This window comes from Pseudomonas sp. zfem003 (genome assembly GCF_032621675.1).
GTDB classification, from domain to species: Bacteria; Pseudomonadota; Gammaproteobacteria; order Pseudomonadales; family Pseudomonadaceae; genus Metapseudomonas; species Metapseudomonas otitidis.
Genome location: NZ_JAVYJG010000001.1, coordinates 41,787 through 61,606 on the forward strand (window position 1 = coordinate 41,787; position 19,820 = coordinate 61,606).

The 19,820-nt window shown below is 61.3% G+C and carries 19 protein-coding genes; 6 read left to right on the forward strand and 13 right to left on the reverse strand.

Annotated features, from left to right (window positions below; genetic code table 11):
* Positions 1–97: 97 nt before the first annotated feature.
* Entirely contained in the window at positions 98–1,018 is a 921-nt protein-coding gene (locus RTK35_RS00235; protein ID WP_021221877.1) for a LysR family transcriptional regulator, read from the reverse strand.
* A gap of 107 nt (positions 1,019–1,125) precedes the next feature.
* On the opposite strand from RTK35_RS00235, the gene RTK35_RS00240 reads away from it, so the two are divergent.
* Together RTK35_RS00240 and RTK35_RS00245 are read left to right on the forward strand one after the other, a co-directional pair.
* A complete protein-coding gene (locus RTK35_RS00240) occupies positions 1,126–1,734 on the forward strand; it encodes a cysteine dioxygenase (protein WP_173175415.1) in 609 nt (202 codons plus the stop codon).
* Positions 1,731–3,314 (forward strand): rhodanese-related sulfurtransferase, encoded by a 1,584-nt coding sequence (locus RTK35_RS00245; RefSeq protein ID WP_316907049.1) that lies wholly within the window; start codon positions 1,731–1,733, stop codon positions 3,312–3,314. The genes RTK35_RS00240 and RTK35_RS00245 overlap by 4 nt, the downstream gene beginning before the upstream one ends.
* A gap of 89 nt (positions 3,315–3,403) precedes the next feature.
* Here RTK35_RS00245 and RTK35_RS00250 read toward each other — a convergent pair whose 3' ends face one another.
* The 4 genes from RTK35_RS00250 to RTK35_RS00265 all read right to left on the reverse strand — a co-directional run bounded on the left by RTK35_RS00250 (position 3,404) and on the right by RTK35_RS00265 (position 6,692).
* Positions 3,404–4,114, reverse strand: coding sequence for a hypothetical protein (locus RTK35_RS00250; RefSeq protein ID WP_316907050.1), 711 nt, complete (start codon positions 4,112–4,114; stop codon positions 3,404–3,406).
* A 50-nt stretch (positions 4,115–4,164) separates the two neighbouring features.
* The gene (locus tag RTK35_RS00255; RefSeq protein WP_316907051.1) at positions 4,165–5,121 is read right to left on the reverse strand and encodes an acyl-CoA desaturase; all 957 of its coding nucleotides are present in this window, start codon (positions 5,119–5,121) and stop codon (positions 4,165–4,167) included.
* Complete coding sequence (locus tag RTK35_RS00260; protein WP_316907052.1) at positions 5,121–5,684, reverse strand: hypothetical protein; 564 nt, start codon at positions 5,682–5,684, stop codon at positions 5,121–5,123. Before RTK35_RS00260 ends, RTK35_RS00255 begins: the two co-directional genes overlap by 1 nt.
* Before the next feature lie 246 nt (positions 5,685–5,930).
* A complete protein-coding gene (locus tag RTK35_RS00265; protein ID WP_316907053.1) occupies positions 5,931–6,692 on the reverse strand; it encodes an SMI1/KNR4 family protein in 762 nt (253 codons plus the stop codon).
* Positions 6,693–6,995: 303 nt separating this feature from the next.
* On the opposite strand from RTK35_RS00265, the gene RTK35_RS00270 reads away from it, so the two are divergent.
* A complete protein-coding gene (locus RTK35_RS00270) occupies positions 6,996–8,075 on the forward strand; it encodes a DUF4365 domain-containing protein (protein ID WP_316907054.1) in 1,080 nt (359 codons plus the stop codon).
* A gap of 201 nt (positions 8,076–8,276) precedes the next feature.
* Here RTK35_RS00270 and RTK35_RS00275 read toward each other — a convergent pair whose 3' ends face one another.
* On the reverse strand, positions 8,277–9,419 hold the full coding sequence (locus tag RTK35_RS00275; RefSeq protein ID WP_316907055.1) for a DUF3800 domain-containing protein: 1,143 nt from the start codon (positions 9,417–9,419) through the stop codon (positions 8,277–8,279).
* A 488-nt stretch (positions 9,420–9,907) separates the two neighbouring features.
* Between RTK35_RS00275 and RTK35_RS00280 the strand changes: the two genes are divergently transcribed.
* A complete protein-coding gene (locus tag RTK35_RS00280; protein WP_316907056.1) occupies positions 9,908–10,405 on the forward strand; it encodes a Bro-N domain-containing protein in 498 nt (165 codons plus the stop codon).
* A gap of 423 nt (positions 10,406–10,828) precedes the next feature.
* Complete coding sequence (locus RTK35_RS00285) at positions 10,829–11,191, forward strand: hypothetical protein (RefSeq protein ID WP_316907057.1); 363 nt, start codon at positions 10,829–10,831, stop codon at positions 11,189–11,191.
* A gap of 214 nt (positions 11,192–11,405) precedes the next feature.
* On the opposite strand, the gene RTK35_RS00290 is transcribed toward RTK35_RS00285, so the two are convergent.
* From RTK35_RS00290 to RTK35_RS00315, 6 genes are all read right to left on the reverse strand, one after another.
* Positions 11,406–12,293, reverse strand: a complete 888-nt coding sequence (locus RTK35_RS00290) for a fumarylacetoacetate hydrolase (protein WP_316907058.1) — start codon at positions 12,291–12,293, stop codon at positions 11,406–11,408.
* A gap of 5 nt (positions 12,294–12,298) precedes the next feature.
* Positions 12,299–13,561, reverse strand: a complete 1,263-nt coding sequence (locus tag RTK35_RS00295; RefSeq protein ID WP_316907059.1) for an MFS transporter — start codon at positions 13,559–13,561, stop codon at positions 12,299–12,301.
* 72 nt (positions 13,562–13,633) lie between these two features.
* Positions 13,634–14,683: a type III polyketide synthase gene (locus RTK35_RS00300; protein WP_044402893.1), complete on the reverse strand. Its 1,050-nt coding sequence runs from the start codon at positions 14,681–14,683 to the stop codon at positions 13,634–13,636.
* A 204-nt stretch (positions 14,684–14,887) separates the two neighbouring features.
* A complete protein-coding gene (locus RTK35_RS00305) occupies positions 14,888–15,328 on the reverse strand; it encodes a Zn-ribbon domain-containing OB-fold protein (RefSeq protein ID WP_044402896.1) in 441 nt (146 codons plus the stop codon).
* Between the two features lie 12 nt (positions 15,329–15,340).
* Entirely contained in the window at positions 15,341–16,537 is a 1,197-nt protein-coding gene (locus RTK35_RS00310; RefSeq protein WP_316907060.1) for a thiolase family protein, read from the reverse strand.
* 26 nt (positions 16,538–16,563) lie between these two features.
* A complete protein-coding gene (locus tag RTK35_RS00315) occupies positions 16,564–17,646 on the reverse strand; it encodes a hydroxymethylglutaryl-CoA synthase (RefSeq protein WP_316907061.1) in 1,083 nt (360 codons plus the stop codon).
* Positions 17,647–18,165: 519 nt separating this feature from the next.
* Here RTK35_RS00315 and RTK35_RS00320 point away from each other — a divergent pair.
* On the forward strand, positions 18,166–18,768 hold the full coding sequence (locus RTK35_RS00320; protein WP_316907062.1) for a TetR/AcrR family transcriptional regulator: 603 nt from the start codon (positions 18,166–18,168) through the stop codon (positions 18,766–18,768).
* 42 nt (positions 18,769–18,810) lie between these two features.
* Here the strand turns inward: RTK35_RS00320 and phlG are convergent, their stop codons facing one another.
* Positions 18,811–19,695, reverse strand: coding sequence for a 2,4-diacetylphloroglucinol hydrolase (gene phlG, locus RTK35_RS00325; protein WP_279863087.1), 885 nt, complete (start codon positions 19,693–19,695; stop codon positions 18,811–18,813).
* Positions 19,696–19,820: the final 125 nt, after the last annotated feature.

Here is a 19,820-nt window from a genome sequence, read left to right on the forward strand (position 1 = left end):
CTATCCATCTAAAAAACCGCAGTGAAATTCGATCTGGTTCTAATCTAATATACAAATCGCGCATCTAACCAATGCAGTTACATGCAAGATGCTTTGGTTATGAGCCTGCCGCGGCCCCCTCCTCCGCCTGGTGCGCCACGCGCTGGGCCACGGTCTCGCCGAACAGCGCCACCGGCGCCTGCAGGTTGCCGAGGAAGCGCGGGTGGATCAGCCACAGGTCGATCACCGGCTTGAAGTCGCTCACCGGCACCACCTCCAGCCGCTCGCGGTGACGGCTGTTCTCCAGCAGCGGGCGCGGCACCAGGCCGAAGCCCAGGCCATTGGCGATCAGCCCCAGTTGCAGCTCGGTGCCGAAGGTCTCCAGGTTGATGCGCAGCGACAGCCCCTCGTCGCTCAGGGCCCGTTGCAGGCCGGCGCGGAAGCCGCAGCCATCGGGGTTCAGCACCCAGCCGCGCTGGTAGCAATCGGCGAGCTTGCAGGAGCGCTTGCGCACCTCGCCCTTGGCCGCGACTACCACCAGGTCCATGCGCGCCAGGGAGCGCCCGACTATGCCTTCGGGGAACACCTTGCCCGCCGGGAACAGCGCGGCCACGGCGTCCAGCTCCCCGTTCTCCATCTTGCCCAGCAGGTGGCTGCCCCAGCCGGTGGACACCTGGGTCTGCAGGTCCGGGTAGAGGGTCTTGAGCTGGCTGAGGGCGTCCAGCAGCACCACGTCACCCACCGTCTGCGGCACGCCCAGGCGCAGCACGCCGCTGGGGGAGGAATCGCTCAGCACCAGTTCGCGCAGGGCGTCCATCTCGCGCAGCACCGAGCGGCACTGCTCGTACACGCGCATGCCCATGGGCGTGGGCTTCAGCGGCTTGGTGTTGCGGTCCAGCAGGCTGACGCCGAGGGCCTCTTCGAAGTTCTGCACGCGCCGGGTGATGGCCGGCTGGGTGAGCTGCAGGGACTCCGCCGCCTGGCTGATCGACTGGCTGCGGATGACGGCCACGAATGCATCGATATCATCTATCTTCATTCTTTATTCGCATAATAAATGGCTGGAAGAATACGTAAGAAGAATAATATCTTTTGCCCCGGCACGGTAGCGGTTACCGCTGCGCACTCACGGACATCGAGGGAACCATGTCTCAAACGCCCAACCTCGGACGGCTACGCGGCTTCATCGTCGACCTCGCCGACCTCCTCGCCCAGGCACCGGACGAGCCACGGATACTCGACCAGGGCGCCGCGCTGCTGCGCGACCTGGTGAGCACCGACGACTGGCTGCCGGACGCCTACGCCCAGCCCAGCCCGGAGCGCTACCAGCAGTACCTGCTGCACGCCGACTCGCGCCAGGCCTTCTCCATCGTCAGCTTCGTCTGGGGCCCCGGCCAGTCCACCCCGGTGCACGACCACCGCACCTGGGGGCTGATCGGCATGCTGCGCGGCGCCGAGCTCAGCCAGGGCTTCGCCCGCAACGCCGACGGCAGCCTGCGGCCCCAGGGCGCGGCGGAATCCCTGCAGCCGGGCGACGTGGTCGCCGTGTCGCCCCGGGTGGGCGACATCCACCAGGTGCGCAACGCCTTCGAGAACCGCACCTCCATCAGCATCCACGTGTACGGCGCCAACATCGGTGCGGTGCGTCGCGCCGTCTATGCCGAGGGCGGCGTCGAGAAGCCCTTCATCTCCGGTTATTCCAACCTCCACCTGCCCAATATCTGGGACCTGTCGAAAGAGAGCCTGGCGCCATGAGCCGTATCCCCCTTCGCCGTTTTGCCGACATCCGCTCCGCCCTCCTCGCCCACGAGGAAGTCGCCCTCATCGACCTGCGCGAGGAGGCCCCCTTCGCCGAGGCGCACCCGCTGTTCGCGGCCAATATCCCGCTGTCCAAGCTGGAACTGGAAGTGCTCGACCGCGTGCCCCGCCGCGACACCGCCGTGACCCTCTACGACGACGGCGAAGGCCTGGCCGAGCGCGCCGCCGAGCGCCTGCTGCAACTCGGTTACAGCGACGTAGCGTTGCTGGAGGGCGGCCTCGCCGGCTGGCGCGAGGCCGGCGGCGAGCTGTTCCGTGACGTCAACGTGCCCAGCAAGGCCTTCGGCGAACTGGTGGAAAGCCAGCGCCACACGCCCTCCCTCGCCGCAGAGGAAGTGAAGGCGCTACTGGACGCCAAGGCCGACGTGGTGGTGCTCGACGCCCGCCGCTTCGACGAATACCAGACCATGAACATCCCCGGCTCCATCAGCGTGCCCGGCGCCGAACTGGTGCTGCGCGTGCGCGAACTGGCGCCGGACCCGAGCACCCGGGTGATCGTCAACTGCGCCGGGCGCACCCGCAGCATCATCGGCACCCAATCCCTGGTGAACGCCGGCATCCCAAACCCGGTGGCCGCCCTGCGCAACGGCACCATCGGCTGGACCCTGGCCGGGCAGACGCTGGAGCACGGCCAGCAACGGCGCTTCGCCGAGGTCGGCCAGCACACCCGCGAACAGGCCGGGCAGGCAGCCCGCGCCGTGGCCGACAAGGCTGGCGTACGCCGCGCCGGCCTCACACAGCTGCACGACTGGCACGCCGAGCCCGGCCGCACCACCTACCTGTTCGACGTGCGCACCGAAGAGGAATACCGCGCCGGCCACCTGCCCGGCGCGCGCTGGGTCGCCGGCGGCCAGCTGGTGCAGGAGACCGACCACTACGCCAGCGTGCGCGGCGCCCGCATCGTCCTCGCCGACGACGACGGCACCCGCGCCAACATGACCGGCTCCTGGCTGGCGCAACTGGGTTGGGAGGTGCATGTACTGGACGGGCTCACGGCAGCGGACTTCAGCGAGAGCGGCGCCTGGCGCCCCGCCCTGCCCGCCCTGCCCCAGGTCGAAGCCATCGCCCCACAGACCCTGGCCACCTGGCTGGAGCATGGCGACACGGTGGTGCTGGACTTCACCGCCAGCGCCAACCACGTCAAACGCCACATCCCCGGCGCCCGCTGGGTGCTGCGCGCACAACTGCGCGAAGCCCTCGCCGCCGCGCCCAAGGCCGAGCGCTACGTACTCACCTGCGGCAGCGGCCTGCTGGCCCGCTTCGCCGTGGACGAAGTGGCGGCCATCACCGGCAAACCCGCCTTCCTGCTCGACGGCGGCAACACCGCCTGGGCCGACGCCGGCCTGCCGGTTGAAGCCGGCGAAAGCGGCCTGCTGTCACCGCGTATCGACCGCTACCGCCGCCCGTACGAAGGCACCGACAACCCGCGCGAGGCCATGCAGGCTTACCTTGATTGGGAGTTCGGGTTGGTGGAGCAGTTGGGGCGGGATGGGACGAGTGGGTTCTTTGTGGTTTGAATGACAGTTACGTTTTGCGCTACTGAAATTTGATGAGGAGAGGCTGCACTTGGCTATTAACAGCCTCTCTCTTATCAGGCCACTATCAGCTATTGGGGGTTGCTTACTATTGCCTCAGGCGGGCCCGACATAACTCCAATTTCGGATGAAGCAGAAGCTTCACTTGAGCCAGCAAGCATCATCCCGCCATAAAACCGAAAGCGCCATATAGATATCTGAGGGGAGTCAACACCTTGGACTCCCTCATATATAATCGTTCCCTTTCCAATATTAGCCAGAACATGTTTGCCTGGGCGTAATGAAAAGAAATTCTCCTTAAAAAACCTAGCCCCGTCCGCCGTTAGAATTAGTGGCTCAATTTCATTATCGGGATTGATGTAAGTACCCCAGTGATACCAAGACAGACCGCGCACTATATATCCAAATAGCGACTCAATTGTTCCCTCTCGGATCGGGAGCGCAATTGTCTTTGATGTAACGCCACCCTCATTTAAATTTACATACATTAAGCCTTCTTGCAGTTCACGATGTAGCGCTTGGTTTCGGCTTAGCCGTTTAGGCACTAACTCGGAAAGGGTTTCGCAAGACTGGTTGTGGCGCCCAGCGAAAGGAAGTATGGCGGTCAAATAGTGCTCTAACTTGCTTTTCTCGTTATTGCAGCGCGCACAAACCGGCGCTTGCGGAAGCTGATCACGATCCACCGGCAAGAAAAACTCTCGTGCAAATATGTGATCACCCGCAACTGATTTTTGCTCAACACAATAAGCACAGTCTAGGTTTTTGAAGCGTTTACTTCCCACAGGAACCTCTTAAAGCCTGACTGTAATTATTGATAACAGCACTATCCCTATTAATCATTGCGACACATAACCTCCTCAGCCCCAATCTTCAGCGCCGTAATCCCCTCCCGAGGCGGCAAGTTGCTCGGCACATTCACATCCCAGGCAAGACCAAGACGCTGGAGCAGTTGGATGAAGTGCCAGCCCAGGTCGATCTGGCCGGGATAGAGCCCATGGCGAGCTGACGCCGGGAATGCATGGTGGTTGTTGTGCCAGCTCTCGCCAAAGGTGGGGATGGCGGCGATGGGCACGTCATGGGCCTGCACGCCTGCGCCATCCACTTCCCAGGTCTGGGGGCCGCGGGTGTGGGCGAAGTAGGAAATGAACCAGTGCATGGTGGTACAGGCCGCCACCCGGACCGACACGCCCCACACCAGCCACGGCATGCCGCCAATGAGGTAAAGGACGATGCCGATGGGGAGTTGCTGGAGCATCCAGGTCTTTTCAAGGAATTGGTAGAAGCGGTCGTTGGCGATCTCCGGGCCCGGGTTGAAGCCGGGTGGGTGATCGAGCACGAACTTGCAGTGCAGGTTGTACCAGGCGTCCTTGAGCAAACCCTGGCGGTGAGCGAGGTAGTCGTGGCAGGCCGGCTGCCGCTGGGACCAATCGCGGGTGTCATGGGTGCGGATGGTCCAGAACGGGCCGCCGATACCGACGATGGTCCCCATCCACACGAGAAAGCGTTCCGTGACCTTCGAGCATTTGAAGCTGCGGTGAATCAGCCGCCGATGAAACCCTACCGAATGGCCCGCACACAGGGTCGCCGCACTGAGCGTGAGGAAGACCAGCAAAGCACCCCAGCTGAAATAGAGCGGTGCCAGCACGAGGGCGCTGGTGAAGATGAAGCTGTTCCAGAGCGACCGCCATGTGTCCCAGACGATGGTGCCCGTCAGCGGGCTGGCGCCGTTGTCCAGCACCAGGGAGTTGACCTTGAACGCGCCGGCGGCAGCGCCTGCGTGAGTGGACATCAGAAAATCTCCGCTAGGACAAAGGCGATGGCCAATAGCGGCAGCGCGATGACGCTTGCCGAGCAGGCAACCAGGGCCAGGTATTCGAGGTAATGCCGAGGCGTCGCGGCTACGGGAGCGGAAGGCAGTATCTCGGCGCGAACGTCCGCCACCCTCCTCTCCAACAGCTCCGGATAGGCGTAACCCTGGTACAGCGTGCGGCTGTGCTTGCCGCGCACGAAGGCCGAGAAGCTGCGCCTGGGTACGACACAGGCCCCCATGCTTACCAACGGCAGGCAGAACAGTGTGCTCAGCGGGTTGGGGTAGCGGCCCGCAGCGAATTCCCAGGCGGCCATCTCGAACTCGCCGGTTGGCCGGAATGGGTAACCGGTGAGGACGTGGTGAATGTCATGGAGGGGCAGCGCCCGGCGGCGCCACTCGAAATTCGGCAGATAGACCTTGAGGTCGCGGCACCCCACGGGTGACCAGCGCTTGGCACTGACTCCACCGTCGATAGGGAAACCATTGCGGGTATAGAACTGGGCGACAGCCTCTTTCAACGACGCATTCGGATCGACTTCCATATCACCTGACTCCTTTCAGGTTCGCCGTGTCTTGCGGGCTTCGTGGGCACGAAGCTTGTGCCGTCGGCTGCGTCATTCTTGACGCGGCGGGCGTATGGATCAACTGGGTGACTGAAGAAATTTCAGCGTCGATTTGGGCGGCAAGCTGAAGCAAGCACCTGCCTGGCGCCTGCTTAATGGGCTGACTCGATCAATGAGCGCTCTACGATGTGAGTCCTTGACGTATCGCCTGGTGCGCTTGGAGCCTCAAGCCTCTTTCCCATAAGGGCTGGGCAGATCGTTGCGTTCGAGCAGGTGCTCCATCGAGTTGTTGATCGCCCACACCATCAGCGCATCCAGCGTCATATCGAGGGGTTGGCCGCTCAACAGCGGTTCAAGCCGCTGCAGGGTGCCGGGGTAGTCTTCGGTGTGGAAGCGGAACCGCCCGTAGTTGCCGTGGCGGTCCACCAGGAGATAGGTGCAGTAGTGGTCATCGTCCGACCAGCGCCCGAAACAGAAGTAGTTGGCGCTCAGGTGCGCGATCTGTTCTTCCGACAACTCTTCCCTGGCGAAGTACTCGCCGAAGTTCCAGGCGATCGCCGGGCAGAACGCGTGCAGGCACGGGTAGGAGGTAGAGGTCGAACGCCCGTAGATCTCGAGGATGCGGCGGTCGCCCCAGCGGCCGCGATCCGCAATGACGTCGTAGATGGCGAAACGCTTCCTGAACAGCGCCTTCAGCTCCTCCGGCATCGCGAACCCATGCTGGGTCTCGGCGCTCAGCAGGTCCTCGTCGGATACAGCACCCGACCACTCGAACAGCGTGCCGTCCTGGAAGTACTCGTCGAAGTACAGCTCATAGGTTTCCCCTTCCTCGTCGTAGAACGCATGCAGGCTCAGGCAGAACGACTCGAAACGGTTCAGGGCCTCAGGCCAGGTTTCGTCCGCCCCACCACGGAGATGGACGCTGTAGCTGTTTTCACCTGCTGGTTTGGGCTGGATGCCGAGAATGCCTTTGATTTTCTTGAACACGATGGGGCCTGATGAGGATCTGGGATTCGAGGACATTAAATGAAAAGGACCTTGCCTGGATGGGCATGGTTATCGAATCGAGTGTTGAGTAACAAGAAGCTTTACCGCCCCAGGGTTCTAGCTCTACGTAGTCAACTGCGATGGCAGCGGCGCTTCGCAGATCGCGGTTCTAGGCGTTAAGCGACCACTTTCGGACAAGAGCGAATCTTGGCAGGCACTGAACTGAGATCAATCAATACAATACTAATCAGGTAGACCCTAGAGTAGTATGTCAAAGCTCAATCCTTAGGCTTCGCGAGTAATATGACGACAAAACGAAAGCGTTCACAGGCCACTAGTCGTGATGGAGTCAATTTCGTAAAAGGATTGATTGAGCGCCAGAACTCAATTTTTCAAGAAATCGATCTTCATAACGACATAGGTAACGACGCCTATATTGAATTTATAGTCGAAGAGAATGCCACCGGCTGCTGCGTGGCTTTACAGATAAAATCAGGGGCATCCTACCGTAGTCCTTCTGGCCGATATGCCTTCCAATCAGACAGTGATCACTTCGAGTACTGGGCGTCTCACATATTGCCTGTGCTTGCAGTAGTCTTTGATCCAGAAAGAAAAAAGGCAGTTTGGGTCGATATCACTGATCACCTTCGAAAGACCCCCTCGGCCATCACCGATGGACCCTACACAATCTATGCTGACCAAGATTTTTCGGAGTCCACATTCTTAGAGTTTCGAAATCATTGCCTGCAGTATCGAGACCAATACAGCCGCGAATCAAATTTCGGGCAAGCGCTTGAGAGTCTCTCCATTCGAAATGACGTGGAGCGCTGCCTTGACGGTCTGCGGGCTCTTTTTGCGTACCATCGAAATCAACCAGCAACGTGGTATTACCTAATCTCCTGCATTTCAAACTACAGAGGGCACGCTCTTCTTCGTGAACTGATAGTGCAACTTTCCCACATTCCAGGGCATGGTGACATTTTCTGGAGCAAGAGAAACATTATTAATGAGACGGTTCGTCGTAGCGCTCTTCTTTTCATGAGGGAGCGATTTGAACGCAGAGATGCTTTGACAATGCTCTCTGCAATAGATGATGCAGGAATTGATAGGGGAACAATAGGGCAATATGTGCATGCGCTGATCGACACTATGACGGACGCGCAAGGGGTTATGGAATCCATCGCGATTGATATCAACCAGGATGGGCGTATCCGTCACAGCGCACTATTATTTGCCATTAGTGCCGCGCAAGCTCAATCTGTGGCTAACGCCCTTGCGCTTTTGAGTCGACTTCGACACTCCATCGATGATGAGGAACTTAACTCTGTAGTTGGATGGCTTGAGGAGGATCTTCGTCAGTTTGGCTACGTTTCTTTTTACTAGATTGCGTAATATTTGTGAAACCTGTGAATACATTGACCAGCTCAAAACATTAATTTTCGACCAAATTATTGCCTGCCGTGACCGTTGGCTTTGGGTCGACTACTACCGGTCGTGACAGGCCGGAGTCAACCCAAAGCTGACTTTACTCAAGTGCATCTATTCCACCAGCCATTCCTGCTCCTCTGGCGAGCAGGCCGAGGGTCATTGAGCCCGCTGATTACTGCGTATGACATGCACAAGCCTGCGGTCTTCCTGGATATCCATCAGCTCCCTTGCCTTTGCTAACTGCTCTGGCGTCGGGTCGGGGAGATTTCTGAACCACGGCCCCCATCGATTGCGAATCCCTTCGAGCGATACTTCGTCGGTGGTTCCGCAGTTTGCCTGATCTAGAATCAGCGAGAGCAATTCGCGAGAAAGGTCCTTGCCTTCGAAATATCGTTTAAACACCCATAAATACACGTCCACCAACTCAAGCCCAACGCTCTGATCACCAGGGGTTGGTGTAAGTGGAATAATAGGCATATGGCGCAGGTCCATTTCCGGCAACCCCGCCCCACCTGGGAATACATACCCTTTCCCCTGAGCATAAATATTCGCGATAAATTCTTGAGCCTTATTAAACTGAGACTGCCTATCAACAATAATACGTGAGGCGTCCACCCGAGCCTTACCCAGCCGACGTGCAATAGTATGCATCACAGACTGAAAGCCAATTAGATTCGGCGATATCTGTAGAGTGTCGTCTTTACTGTATGCGTTGTAGTGAATTTCTTCTGGGTTCGTCATTGCCCACTGAAGCCCATCAACAAGAATCTCTTTTGCTCGTGGATCTCTAATCAGTCGATCAATCCTGGCAAGCAACTTTTGACAAACTTCGACATATAGCTGATTTGCTTCTGCGTCCTTGACATTAATCCTTGCCTGCCACACCTTCCTGAGAAGCTCATCATCGAACAGGCCCGGCAACTTAAGCAAGAGAAGAAACCTCAACGGCGTCCAGTACCAACTCCATGGAACAGCAGGGTTTAACCCCTGATCGAAAGTCTGATCAAAAAAACTTATTAGAGCGTGATCTGACTTCATTATCCTTAGAACATCAAAGGTAATCCTATATTTCTTCTTTAGTTTTCTTATTTCCTCGGCGATCTCGGAAAGCCTTGCGACACCAAGCTCGTTTGAATGCAGGCGATCAACACCAAATCGATTTCGCATTCTCCTAATGGAGTCCGACGCGACTAGATCAAGATTTACCTTTGATGTAATCAGCCCGTAATAAAGGGTCGGCTGACTCTTGTCGAATAAATTTAGCCCGGTGTGCCCACTTTCATCTACGTAAAAATACATAGCAATTCCCTCTTTCTACGAGTTCCCTAAAACTCCTGAAGCCCCCAGTGCCCAACCAAGGGGGGCACTCAGTGTCCCAGTTACGTAAGCGCCGCCAGACTTTCCAACAGCTTGAACACCGCCGGCTATCACGGCGACATTACGGACATCGCCACCTAATACTGCGATAGCAAAGCGAAACCGCGTAGTTCTTGCCTTATTGAGGGACAGCTTCTGACCGATTGCTGCTGTTTACAACTAGTGCCTTAACTGCCGCTGGTGAGGCCCGGCGCGAGTTTCCATCTACAACGCATCGTCCGCAAGGAACCTCCTCCCCTTGCCCTAAACCGCCCCCCTCCCTATCCTCCTCCGGCCACGGTCAATCCCGTGGCCGGGTTTGACAGCCCGCTTACGTTGGCGAGCTTGCCCCAAGTGTCATGCAAAGCGATGAATAGCTTTTTGCAGGCATCAAACGGGGCAAGAAAATGGACCTTAATTGGAACTTCGCCATGCATGACGCATCCACTCCCATCACCTTTCAACGCCACTGCCATCAACTGCGCGCCGTGATGATCGACAACCGCCCCTGGTTCGTCGCCATCGATTTCGCGCTGATGATCGCCGCTGCCCGCCCCTATCGGTTGACCAAGCGCCTGTATCCCCACCAGCACCGTTTCGCGATGCTGCGTTTTGCCACTGGCCGTTGCGAGGAGCTGGAGTTGATCAGTGAGGCCGGGCTTTACCGGGCGCTGTATCGCTTCGGGCACCCGGAGCATTGCGCGTTGAGCCAGTGGCTCAGCGATGAGGTGATCCCCGCGCTGTACGACTACCACCGCGAGGTCGATGCCAGCCCGCGACGCATTCTGATGACCTGGGCGAACCAGCTTGTCGGCGCCCTGCGTTGGCAGGGGGAGCTGTGGATCGCGCGGCGGGACCTGCCGCGCTTCATGGCGGCGCACGATGACCCGGCGCTGAGCGACGGGCCGAGCTGGAAGCGGTTTTTCTAGGGGCAGGACGGGAGCGCCGCATGGAGGTGCGGCGTTTTCGGCTCCGGCAGCACCCGCTGGCCGGCCAACTACCATTCAGCATGCCTATCCCCACCAATCCGGCCGTGAATGACGGTTCGGTGCGGTTTGACCTTGAACCGAGCTTGAACCTTAGGGTTCGGCCATGCGCTCCATGCCCTTCGCTTCCGGGCGAGCTACGGAGCTGCTACCGCGCTACGAGCACGACAATCTTTTCGATTCGTAGAAGTTCAAGCAGCGCTTTCCTGCCTTCGAAGTGACTACCTATCGCCAGGGGCTTGAGCAGGTGCTCGCCGGCTTGGTTCGTCAGGCCTGAGCTCGCTGCATGATCCGTGTCGCATTCCAGTAATGCGTCGTATCCTGCCGACCGAGCTGGGGTGACTTCTCCATAAGGAAGAGAGAGAGATGGCTACAAGCGCCGTAACGTTTGAGGGCAGGCATGCATTTATCAATGATGCGAGCCTCTACGAGCTCATCAAGGCGATTGCCTTCAACTTAAAATCCAGAGTTGATGAAGGCTCTGAGCACAATTGGTTGATTCTGGCGTGCTGTTCCTGGATGGATGAGTACGAAACCATGCCTCCCGGCTTAAGAGATATTGATCTTGATAGATGGCTGATCGCGCCTGAAAGAAAAGAGATGTTCAGAGCGTATTTGCAGTGGCTTAAGTCCGTGCCAATCGACAGGAAGCCCTACGACTCTGACGTGTTGATAAAGGTTATCGATAGGCTAGAGCTGGAGCTCTTTGATGCTGCCGGTAGCGCGTAGGACCTCTTGGGGCTCGTCGTGACGGTATAGAGACCTACCGGCAGTTCCTCGCGACGATGTGTACGGCACACCTTAAAGCATGGGTCATCCTGACGTCGCTCCCACTGGAGTTCGAATGAAAAGCGCCGCATGGGAATGCGGCGTTTTTCTGTGTTGCGCTCGCTGGGCAAGTTGGTGGGCTGAAGCGGAACGCCACCCGGCCCACCTTGCTGACTCAGGCCGCTCTACCCTGCCCAGCGCGGGGGCGCGATGAGAGCGGCAGCAGGTGGCGCAGTTCTTCTTCGACGATGCGGTTTTCGAGGCGCATGTCGAGCATGGGGCAGCTCAATTCCAGGCAGTCGCCGTGTTGCAAGTAGGTGGCGACGATTTCGCTGTCGAGGCGGCTGAAGAGGTAATGGACCATGCCCGGCTGGAGGAATTGCGGGTGCTGCTCCAGCAGGGCTTCGCCGGCTTCCCGCGAGGCGCGCCAGGCCTGTGGGTCGAGGCGCAGGTGGGTTTCGCTGAAGCAGGTGCCGTTGCGTTCGATGCGTTGGCGCAGGTGCAGCGGTTCGTCCAGCTCGCCCAGCAGCAATTCCGAGGCCACGGCGCATTCGAGCAGGTGGGCGCGGGCGGATTGGCCCTGCAACGGGTCGTGCAGGTCGTGGCCGAGGGTGACGCCGACGTGGAGCAACTGGCCCCGCGAGCCCACCAGGTAGATGGAGACCAGGCAGGCGTCCGCTGCGATGGCCTGGACGTGGTACGGCACTTCCAGGTCGTCGCGGTCGATGCGCAGGACGCGGCCGTTGCCCTTGTAGAACCAGCCGGCATCGTCCCGCGCGCCCAGCGGCAGGCCGCTGACGTGGGTGAGCAGCGGGTTGTCGGGCATGGCGGGCGGGCGCAGGCGGGTTTCCTGGCGCAGGGCGGGCAGCGTGTGCGTTGGGCCCGGCAGGTGGCGCAGGTGCGCCAGGTGGTCCTGGTGGCGGCGCGCGCAGTCCTGCAGGGTCTGGTAAAGGCCGCTGCTTTCGCCGTGCACCCGCACCGTGTGCGCGGGGTCGTCGCCCAGCAGACCGATACGCGGCCCGCCGCTGTGTTCGATGTCGAGGACTTTCAGGTAGTCGCCCATTTCAATTACTCCCTAATAAGCAGTGCGGCGTTGGCCGGCGGTGTGGCCTCGCGGGGTGCCTGTGCGCGGCCTTCCTTGAGCCCGAGCGCCAGGCACAGGCCGGCGAGGCTGCCGGCCAGGGCCAGGTAGAGGATCGATGGCAGCCCGTGGTGGGTGGCGAGGTAGCCGGCGAGGATCGGCGCCAGGCCGCCGCCGAGGATTTCGCCGAAGCCGATGACGATGCCGGTGGCCGCCGTGAGCAGGTGCGGCGCCACCGATTCGCCCGTGAGCGGGCCGACGGTGAGGCAGATGAGGCTGAAGTTGAAGAAGGTGATGAAGAACAGCACCCCGAACAGCAACCAGCGCTCGGCGGGGGTGACGATCAGCGTGGCGACCAGCGCGGCGCTGGCACAGAACGAGAGCAACACCACCGGTTTGCGCCCGAAGCGGTCGGACAGGCCGGGGATGATCAGTTGGCCGACGAAGCCGCCGAAGCCGATCGCCGAGATAACCAGCGCCATCGCCTCCAGCGACAGCCCGAGGTGGTCGGTGAGGTAGCTGGGCAGCAGCGCGCAGAGCACGAACTGGCAGGTGAGGATGCAGAACATGATGCCGATGTTGCGCCGCACGTTGCCGCTGCCGAGGGCCGCGAGCCACAGGCGCCAGGGCCGCTCCTGCCCGGCCTGGAGGGGTGCGGGGACGGGGCGGTAGGTGCGCTGCAGCCACCAGGCGAGGATGAACCCGGGGATGGACACGCTGATGAACACCCAGCGCCAGGAGCCGAGCCAGGCCAGCAGGCCGGCGGCGATCAGCGGCCCGAGGCCGAGCCCGAGGATGGGGAACACGGCCTGCTGCACGCCGATGTTGAAGCCGGTGCGCCGCAGGTGCGAGACCTGGGTGGTGACGCTGATGCTGGTGGGGGTGAAGGCGCCCTCCGAGAAGCCCATGAGGCCGCGCAGGAGGATGAGCCCGAGCACCCCGCCGGCCAGGGCGGAGAGCCCCGAGAGCAGCGAGAAGGCGAGCACGGAGACGACCAGCACGCGCTTGGCGCCGAGCCGTTCCACCAGGCAGCCCATGCCCAGGGCGGAGACGCCCCAGGTGAGCGCCAGGGCCGCGGAGATGTTGCCGAGGTCCTGATAGTCCAGCTGCAGGTCGCGCATGATCAGCGGGAACAGCGGCAGGATGATGAAGCGATCCAGCCCCACCAGGCCGAAGCTCAGCGACAGCAGGATCACCATGCGTGTTTCGTAGCGGGCATCCCAGCCCGTGTCGCTTGCCTGCTCGCGCATGGCCAGCCCTCCTCTTCTAAGGAGCCGAAAAAGGTGGCGCGGGTTACCCCGCGCCACCGTGCCCGAGGGTACTCAGGCTGCCCATTCACCAAGTGCCATTTCGGCGGTGAAGCCCGGCCCGAACGCGGCGAGCAGGCCTTTGCTGCCGGGTTTGGGGGAGCTGTCGAACTGCCGGCGCAGGACGTCGAAGACCACCACGCTGGCGATGTTGCCGGCCTCGGAGAGGCTGGTACGCGAGAGCGAGACGCGCTCGGACGGCAGGTCCAGGTGGCGGACCAGTTCGTCGAGGATCTTGCGGCCGCCGGTGTGGAAGATGAAGAAGTCGTTCTGCGCGCAGTTCTGCTGGTAGCCGGCCTGGTTGAGGCGCTCGATCACCGGGGCGACGTCCTTGATGGAGTTCATCACGGCCTTGTCGAGGGTGAAGTGGAAGCCGGTGTCCTTCACGTCGTACTTGATGAAGTGCTCGCTCTTGGGCAGGAAGAACGAGTCGGTGGCCTTGATGCGGAAGCCCTTGGCCTCGTCGTCGGCGCGCAGCACGCAGGCGGAGACGGCATCACCGAACAGCGCCGCAGAGATGAAGGAGTGCAGCTTGGTGTCGTCCGGCTGGTAGCACAGCGAGGAGAACTCCAGGGAGACGATCAGCACGTGGTTGTCGGCCTTCAGGGTGGCGAAGTCGTGGGCGCGGTTGATGGCGGCGGCGCCGGCCACGCAGCCGAGCTGGGCGATGGGCAGCTGGATGGTGGAGTTCGGCAGGCCGAGGTCGTTGATCAGGTGGGCGGTGAGCGACGGCATCATGAAGCCGGTGCAGGAGGTGACGATGACCATGCGCACGTCCTCGGGCTTGAGGCCGGCGTTGTCCAGCGCCTGGCGGGCGGCGGCGGAGGACATCTCGCGGGCGGCACGCTCGTAGACGATGCTGCGGTGGGTGAAGCCGGTGTGGATGGCCAGCTCGTCGATGGGCAGCACGAGGTGGCGCTCGTTGACCTCGGTGTTGAGGATCATGCGCTTGGCCAGGGCCATGCGCGGGTGGTCACCGTGGAGGTTCTCCAGGTGCTCGATCATCTGCTGCTGAGTGATCTTGTGTTGCGGGAACAGTACGTGGGGTTGGCAAAGAGTCGACATGTTGAATCCTCGTTGATCGTTCAAAATTCGTTCATTCAGTGGGTAAGAACCCGTTCTTCAGGCACAGCCAAGCCCGTCAGCGCTGGCGTGGGCCAGCACTTCACGGGGGGCAGCGGCAGGAGAAAAGGGCGTAAACCGCACGCCGGAAAATGACGTTCTTGTTTTAGCTGCCACGGAGCCCATCCGGGCCCCGCGGCAAGAGCCTCAGTGGTCGAGTACGAACTTGTAGGCGTACTGCCAGGCCAAGTTGCTTTCACGCACCTGCTTGCGCACCACCATCCTCACGCGGGCGCCGACCTTGAGCTGGGCCGGGTCGACGACATCGACGATCTCGGAGGCGATCACCAGGCCGTCGTCCAGCCGCACCATGGCGATGTGCCGGGGCACCACTTCGCCGTAGCCCATGGCCGCGAGGATCGGGTTCTCGGCGTTGGCCATGACTTCGATATGGCCGGTGCGCTCGCAGCGGTAGGCGCTGACCTTCAGCGAGTTGCAGGCGCCGCAGACGGTGCGCCGGGGGAAGAAGATCTCGTGGCATTCGTCGCAACGGCTGCCTTCGAGCCGGTACTTGCCGCCGTGCTCGCGCCATTCGCGGAGCATGCTGGCGGTGGTCATCCGGTGGATCTGTTCGGGGTAGAGAGACATGGTCGACACTCCTCAGTCGTTGGCCAGGACGATCACCGAGTTGTGGGCGGCGTAACCCCCCAGGTTCTGCGAGACGGCGATACGGGCGCCGGGAACCTGGTTGGTGGACTCGCCGCGCAACTGGCGGAACAGTTCGGTGATGTGCAGGATGCCGTCGGCGCCGGAGGCGTGGCCGCGTCCGATGTTGCCGCCGTCGGTGTTCAACGGCAGTTGGCCGTCCAGGGCGATGCCACCCTCGCGGACGAAGTCACCGGCCTGGCCGGGTTTGCACACGCCCATGGACTCCATCTGGATGAGCCCGGCGCCGAGCAGGTCGTAGACCTGGGCGACGTCGATGTCCTTGGCGGTGATGCCGGCCTTCTTGTAGGCGATCTCGGCGCAGGCGATGGAGTTGGCCGAGACGGCCATGCCGACGTCCTGGGGCAGGCCCGGGTACTTCAGCGTCGGGTTGTGGTAGCGGGTGCCGTAGTAGTGCGACACACCGGTGTATGCGCAGCCCCGCACGAACACCGGTTTGTCGGTGTACTTGTGGGCCAGGTGCTCGGCCACGAGGATGGCGCAGCCGCTAGCCTCGCCCCAGGCGAGCATGGAGCCGCAGGCCTCGGTGCGCTTGAGCTCTTCGAGGCTGGGGATGGGGTGGCCGTAGCGGGTGGAGCCGGGGGTATTGTGGGCGTAGATGCGCATCTGCCGGCCGAAGCTGGCGAGCACGTCGGCCTCGCGACCGGCGTAGCCGTACTTGTGGAAGTACTCGGCGGTGGCCAGGGCGAAGGCGTCGGTGTGGGAGATGCCGAGGAAGTAGTCGTACTCGCACTCGGTGCTGGAGCCGATGTACTCGGCGTAGTTGTAGTGGTCGGTCATCTTCTCGAAGCCGCCGCACAGGACGATGTCGTATTCACCGGAGGCCACCATCTGGTGGGCCATCTGGAACGACACCGAGCTGCTGGTGCAGTTGGCGGTGCTCATGAAGGTGGGCGCAGGGCTGATGCCGAGGGCGTCGGACAGGGTCGGGCCAAGGCCGCCGTATTCGGAAATGCCCTCGCCGTGGTAGCCGTAGGCGACGCCCTGGATTTCACGCGGGTGCATCTTGGCGGCGTGGATGGCCTCGTAGGCGGACTCGACGATCATTTCCTTGAAGGTCTGCCGGACGCGGGAGTTGCCGGGTTTCGGCGTATGGGCGGCCGACACGATTGCAACGCGACGTGCAGTCATGGTTGTGCTCCTTGCAGTACGGGCGGTCAGAGGTAGGCGGTCAGGGCGTAGTCGGCGCGCAAATACTTGAATTCGTATTTGATCGACGTGCCGTAATCCACGTACACCTTGTTCTCCAGCACCTTGCGCAGCGGCTTGGCGCGCTGCTGGTAGGCGAGGATGGCGTCGGTGACCGTCAGCGCGATGGCATCGCTGCCGGCGCCGAACCCGTACGACGAGAGGAGGATCTTCTGCCCCGGCCGTGCCTGGTCGAGCACGTTGATCAACCCCAGCAGCGGGCTGGCCGAGCCGGTGTCGCCGACGCTGCCGGCGTAGATGCCGGGCTCGATCTGGCGCGCCTCGAAACCGAGGTGGCGGCCCAGCGAGCGGGGGGTGGAGACGAGGTTCTGCTGGAACACCGCGTAGTCGTAGTCATGGCTGGAGGTGCCGAGCTTCTTGAACAGGCCGTGCACGGCGCGGGCGGTCTGCTCCTCCAGGCCGATGCTGTTCTTGTCGGAGCCCAGGCCCATGCCAGAGCGGATATAGCGCTCGCCTTGCGGGCGGATGTTGTCGGCGACGTCGGCGGCGCAGGAGAAGCTGCCGTCGAACTCGGCGATCAGGTTGTCGCGGCCCAGCAGCAGCGCGGCGGCACCGGCGCCGGCGTAGGCTTCGGTGAGGTCGCCCGGGGCGGTGTTGCGGTTGATGGTGTCGGCACCGATGGCCAGGGCGTTGCGGGCCATGCCGGAGGCGACCAGGGCGTGGCCGATCTGCAGGGCGGAGGTGCCGGACTTGCCGGCGAACTGCACGTCGGCGCAGAAGGCATCGTAGCCGCTGCCGAGCATCTCCAGGATCACCGCTGCCGAGGCGCGGGATTCATAGGGGTTGGTGCAGGTTCCCAGGTACAGGGCGTCGAGCTCGGCGATACCGCCCTGCTCCACCGCCTGCTGGGCCGCGAGGGCACCCAGGGTGATCACATCCTCGTCCGGCTGGAGCACGGCACGTTCGGTTATCCCTAACTGATCCCTGACCAGTCTCAGGTCGGCGTTACGCCAGACGCTGAGCACGTCTTCGACTTTCAGGCGGCACACGGGCAGCCCGTAGCCGTAACTGACAATTCCTGTCTTATGCACGGTCGTATTCCTCTTGAGCACATTTTCATTGAGACAAGCCATCCCTTGCCGTCCGGAATGGGCAGCACGCAAATCACATCGAAAAAAGGCACTCCTGCTTTCTAGTTCCGGGCGGGAACGCACGAGTCGTCCGCTCGCCACAGGGTGTCCGCGACGTCCGCAGGTTGTTTCACGGGCACCGATAGCTCTCTCACGCTTGGGGCGTGCTTGCGTTGCCAGCGCCAACGGCGCTGTGCAGGGCATTGCGCAAACATCACCTTCCCGTCATCGACCTCCTTTTAGAATACGAAACGTACCGTATCTATTTTATGAAACACTTCAACTTCGTTTGCCCAAGAAAGAGGGGTATCGGTAGCCGTGGTTACTTCTGCCGTGATATGTGACCGCCGACCCGATCCCCCCATCTCAAGAGGAAGTTTTGTTACAAATTCACTGCACGAAACGGTCCGTATCGTTTCGTAAAATCAGCCTATACCTTAGAATTCGTTTGTCAACACATTTCCTATGGGGACTTTTGCCTTGACTCGAACACGCTCACGAAGCTCCATCGGTTCGCTGCGTAGCCCGCATGCGCACAAAGCCATCCTCAAGTCGACGACCGAGATCCTGATGGAAAGCGGTTATGCCGGGTTGAGCATCGAGTCCGTCGCAAGACGGGCAAGCGCCAGCAAACCGACGATCTACCGCTGGTGGCGGAACAAGGCAGCACTGATTGCCGAGGTGTACGAGAAGGAAAGCGAGCAGATCCGCATCTTCCCGGAACTTGGCTCGTTCCGCGAAGATCTCTCGTTTCTTCTGCACAATCTCTGGAAGATCTGGCGGGAGACCATTTGCGGCCTGGCCTTTCGGAGCGTCATCGCCGAGGCCCAGCTGGACCCGGAGACGCTGGAGGAACTCAAGGATCAGTTCATGGAACGGCGCCGGGAAGTGCCCAAACGCCTGGTGGAAAATGCCGTGAATCGCGGTGAACTGCCGAAGGACATCAACCAGGACCTGCTGCTCGACATGATCTTCGGGTTCTGCTGGTACCGCCTGCTCACCGACCAGTTGCGGGCCGAAGAGGACATCGATGACTTCATCAACTTGCTGACCAGCGGTGTCTGCGCCTCCCCCACCGCCTGACCAGCAAGACAAAGACCCGCAGGGAGCGCGGGTCGTCCAGGATCAGGCCGGATGGCCTGAAAACTCGCGGTAGAGTTCCGGCAGGAAACTCGCTAGGTGATTGAACTCGCACAGGTCGTGCACCGCGAACTCGAACGCCAGCTCCTCCAGCCCGGCAGCATCCAGCCCCAGCCCCGCCAACAAGCTCTCTGCCCGTTCAGCACCGGGGAACCGCGCCATCGACGGGTGCGCACCGACCCAGTAACGGCTGGTCAGCCACATCCCCTCCTCCGTCTCCTTGAACAGATGGACCATCAGCGACACCGGCACGTCCGGCTCCTGGGCCAGGCTCATCAGCGCACTGACGCTGCCATCGATCTTCGCTTCGCGGTACAGCGCCGGGTCCAGCCCCAGTTCCGATGGCTCGCGGAAGTCGATCTTCAGGTCCATCAGGCGCGAGCCGACGTACTCCGTGGCGCAGAAGCTGTTGCCGTAGAGCCGCTCGGTGAAGCAGCAGCCGTCGTCACAGAGCTTGTGGGCGTTCAGGCAGGGATTCTTCACGTGCGCATAGGGAAACCAGAGCATGTAGCGCTCGGCCTCCAGCGGGTGCCAGAGGAACCACCACTCGAACATGCGTGCGCTACAGCCCGGAAAGAACTTCCGGCTCTGGACATAGGCCATCGGCCCGCTCAACAGTGCGTACCCGGCTTCCGCACTGCGGTAGTCGGGATCGAGCAGGCGATTGATGTCGTCCACCGACGGCGTCAGGGTCTGCTCAAGGGGCAACGGCCCACGCTGCAACAGCTGTACGGCAGACAACGGGACCTGCATGTCGCCGCTGAAGAAGCGCGCGTAAGGCTTGCCGCGAATCGCTTCGCGGTTGCGCAGGAACTGCTTCTGCATCGGCAGGGAAAAATAACTGAATGGCACCATCACGCGTGTTTGCATTGAAGTAACCTGCATCGTTGGTTGCGATGGGGATCAGGCGCGGACGGATCACATATCTCACCTCCCTGCGGGAAGGTGTCGGCCCCTGAGACGCTAGGACAGGCCAAAAACAAAGTCAAATTTGA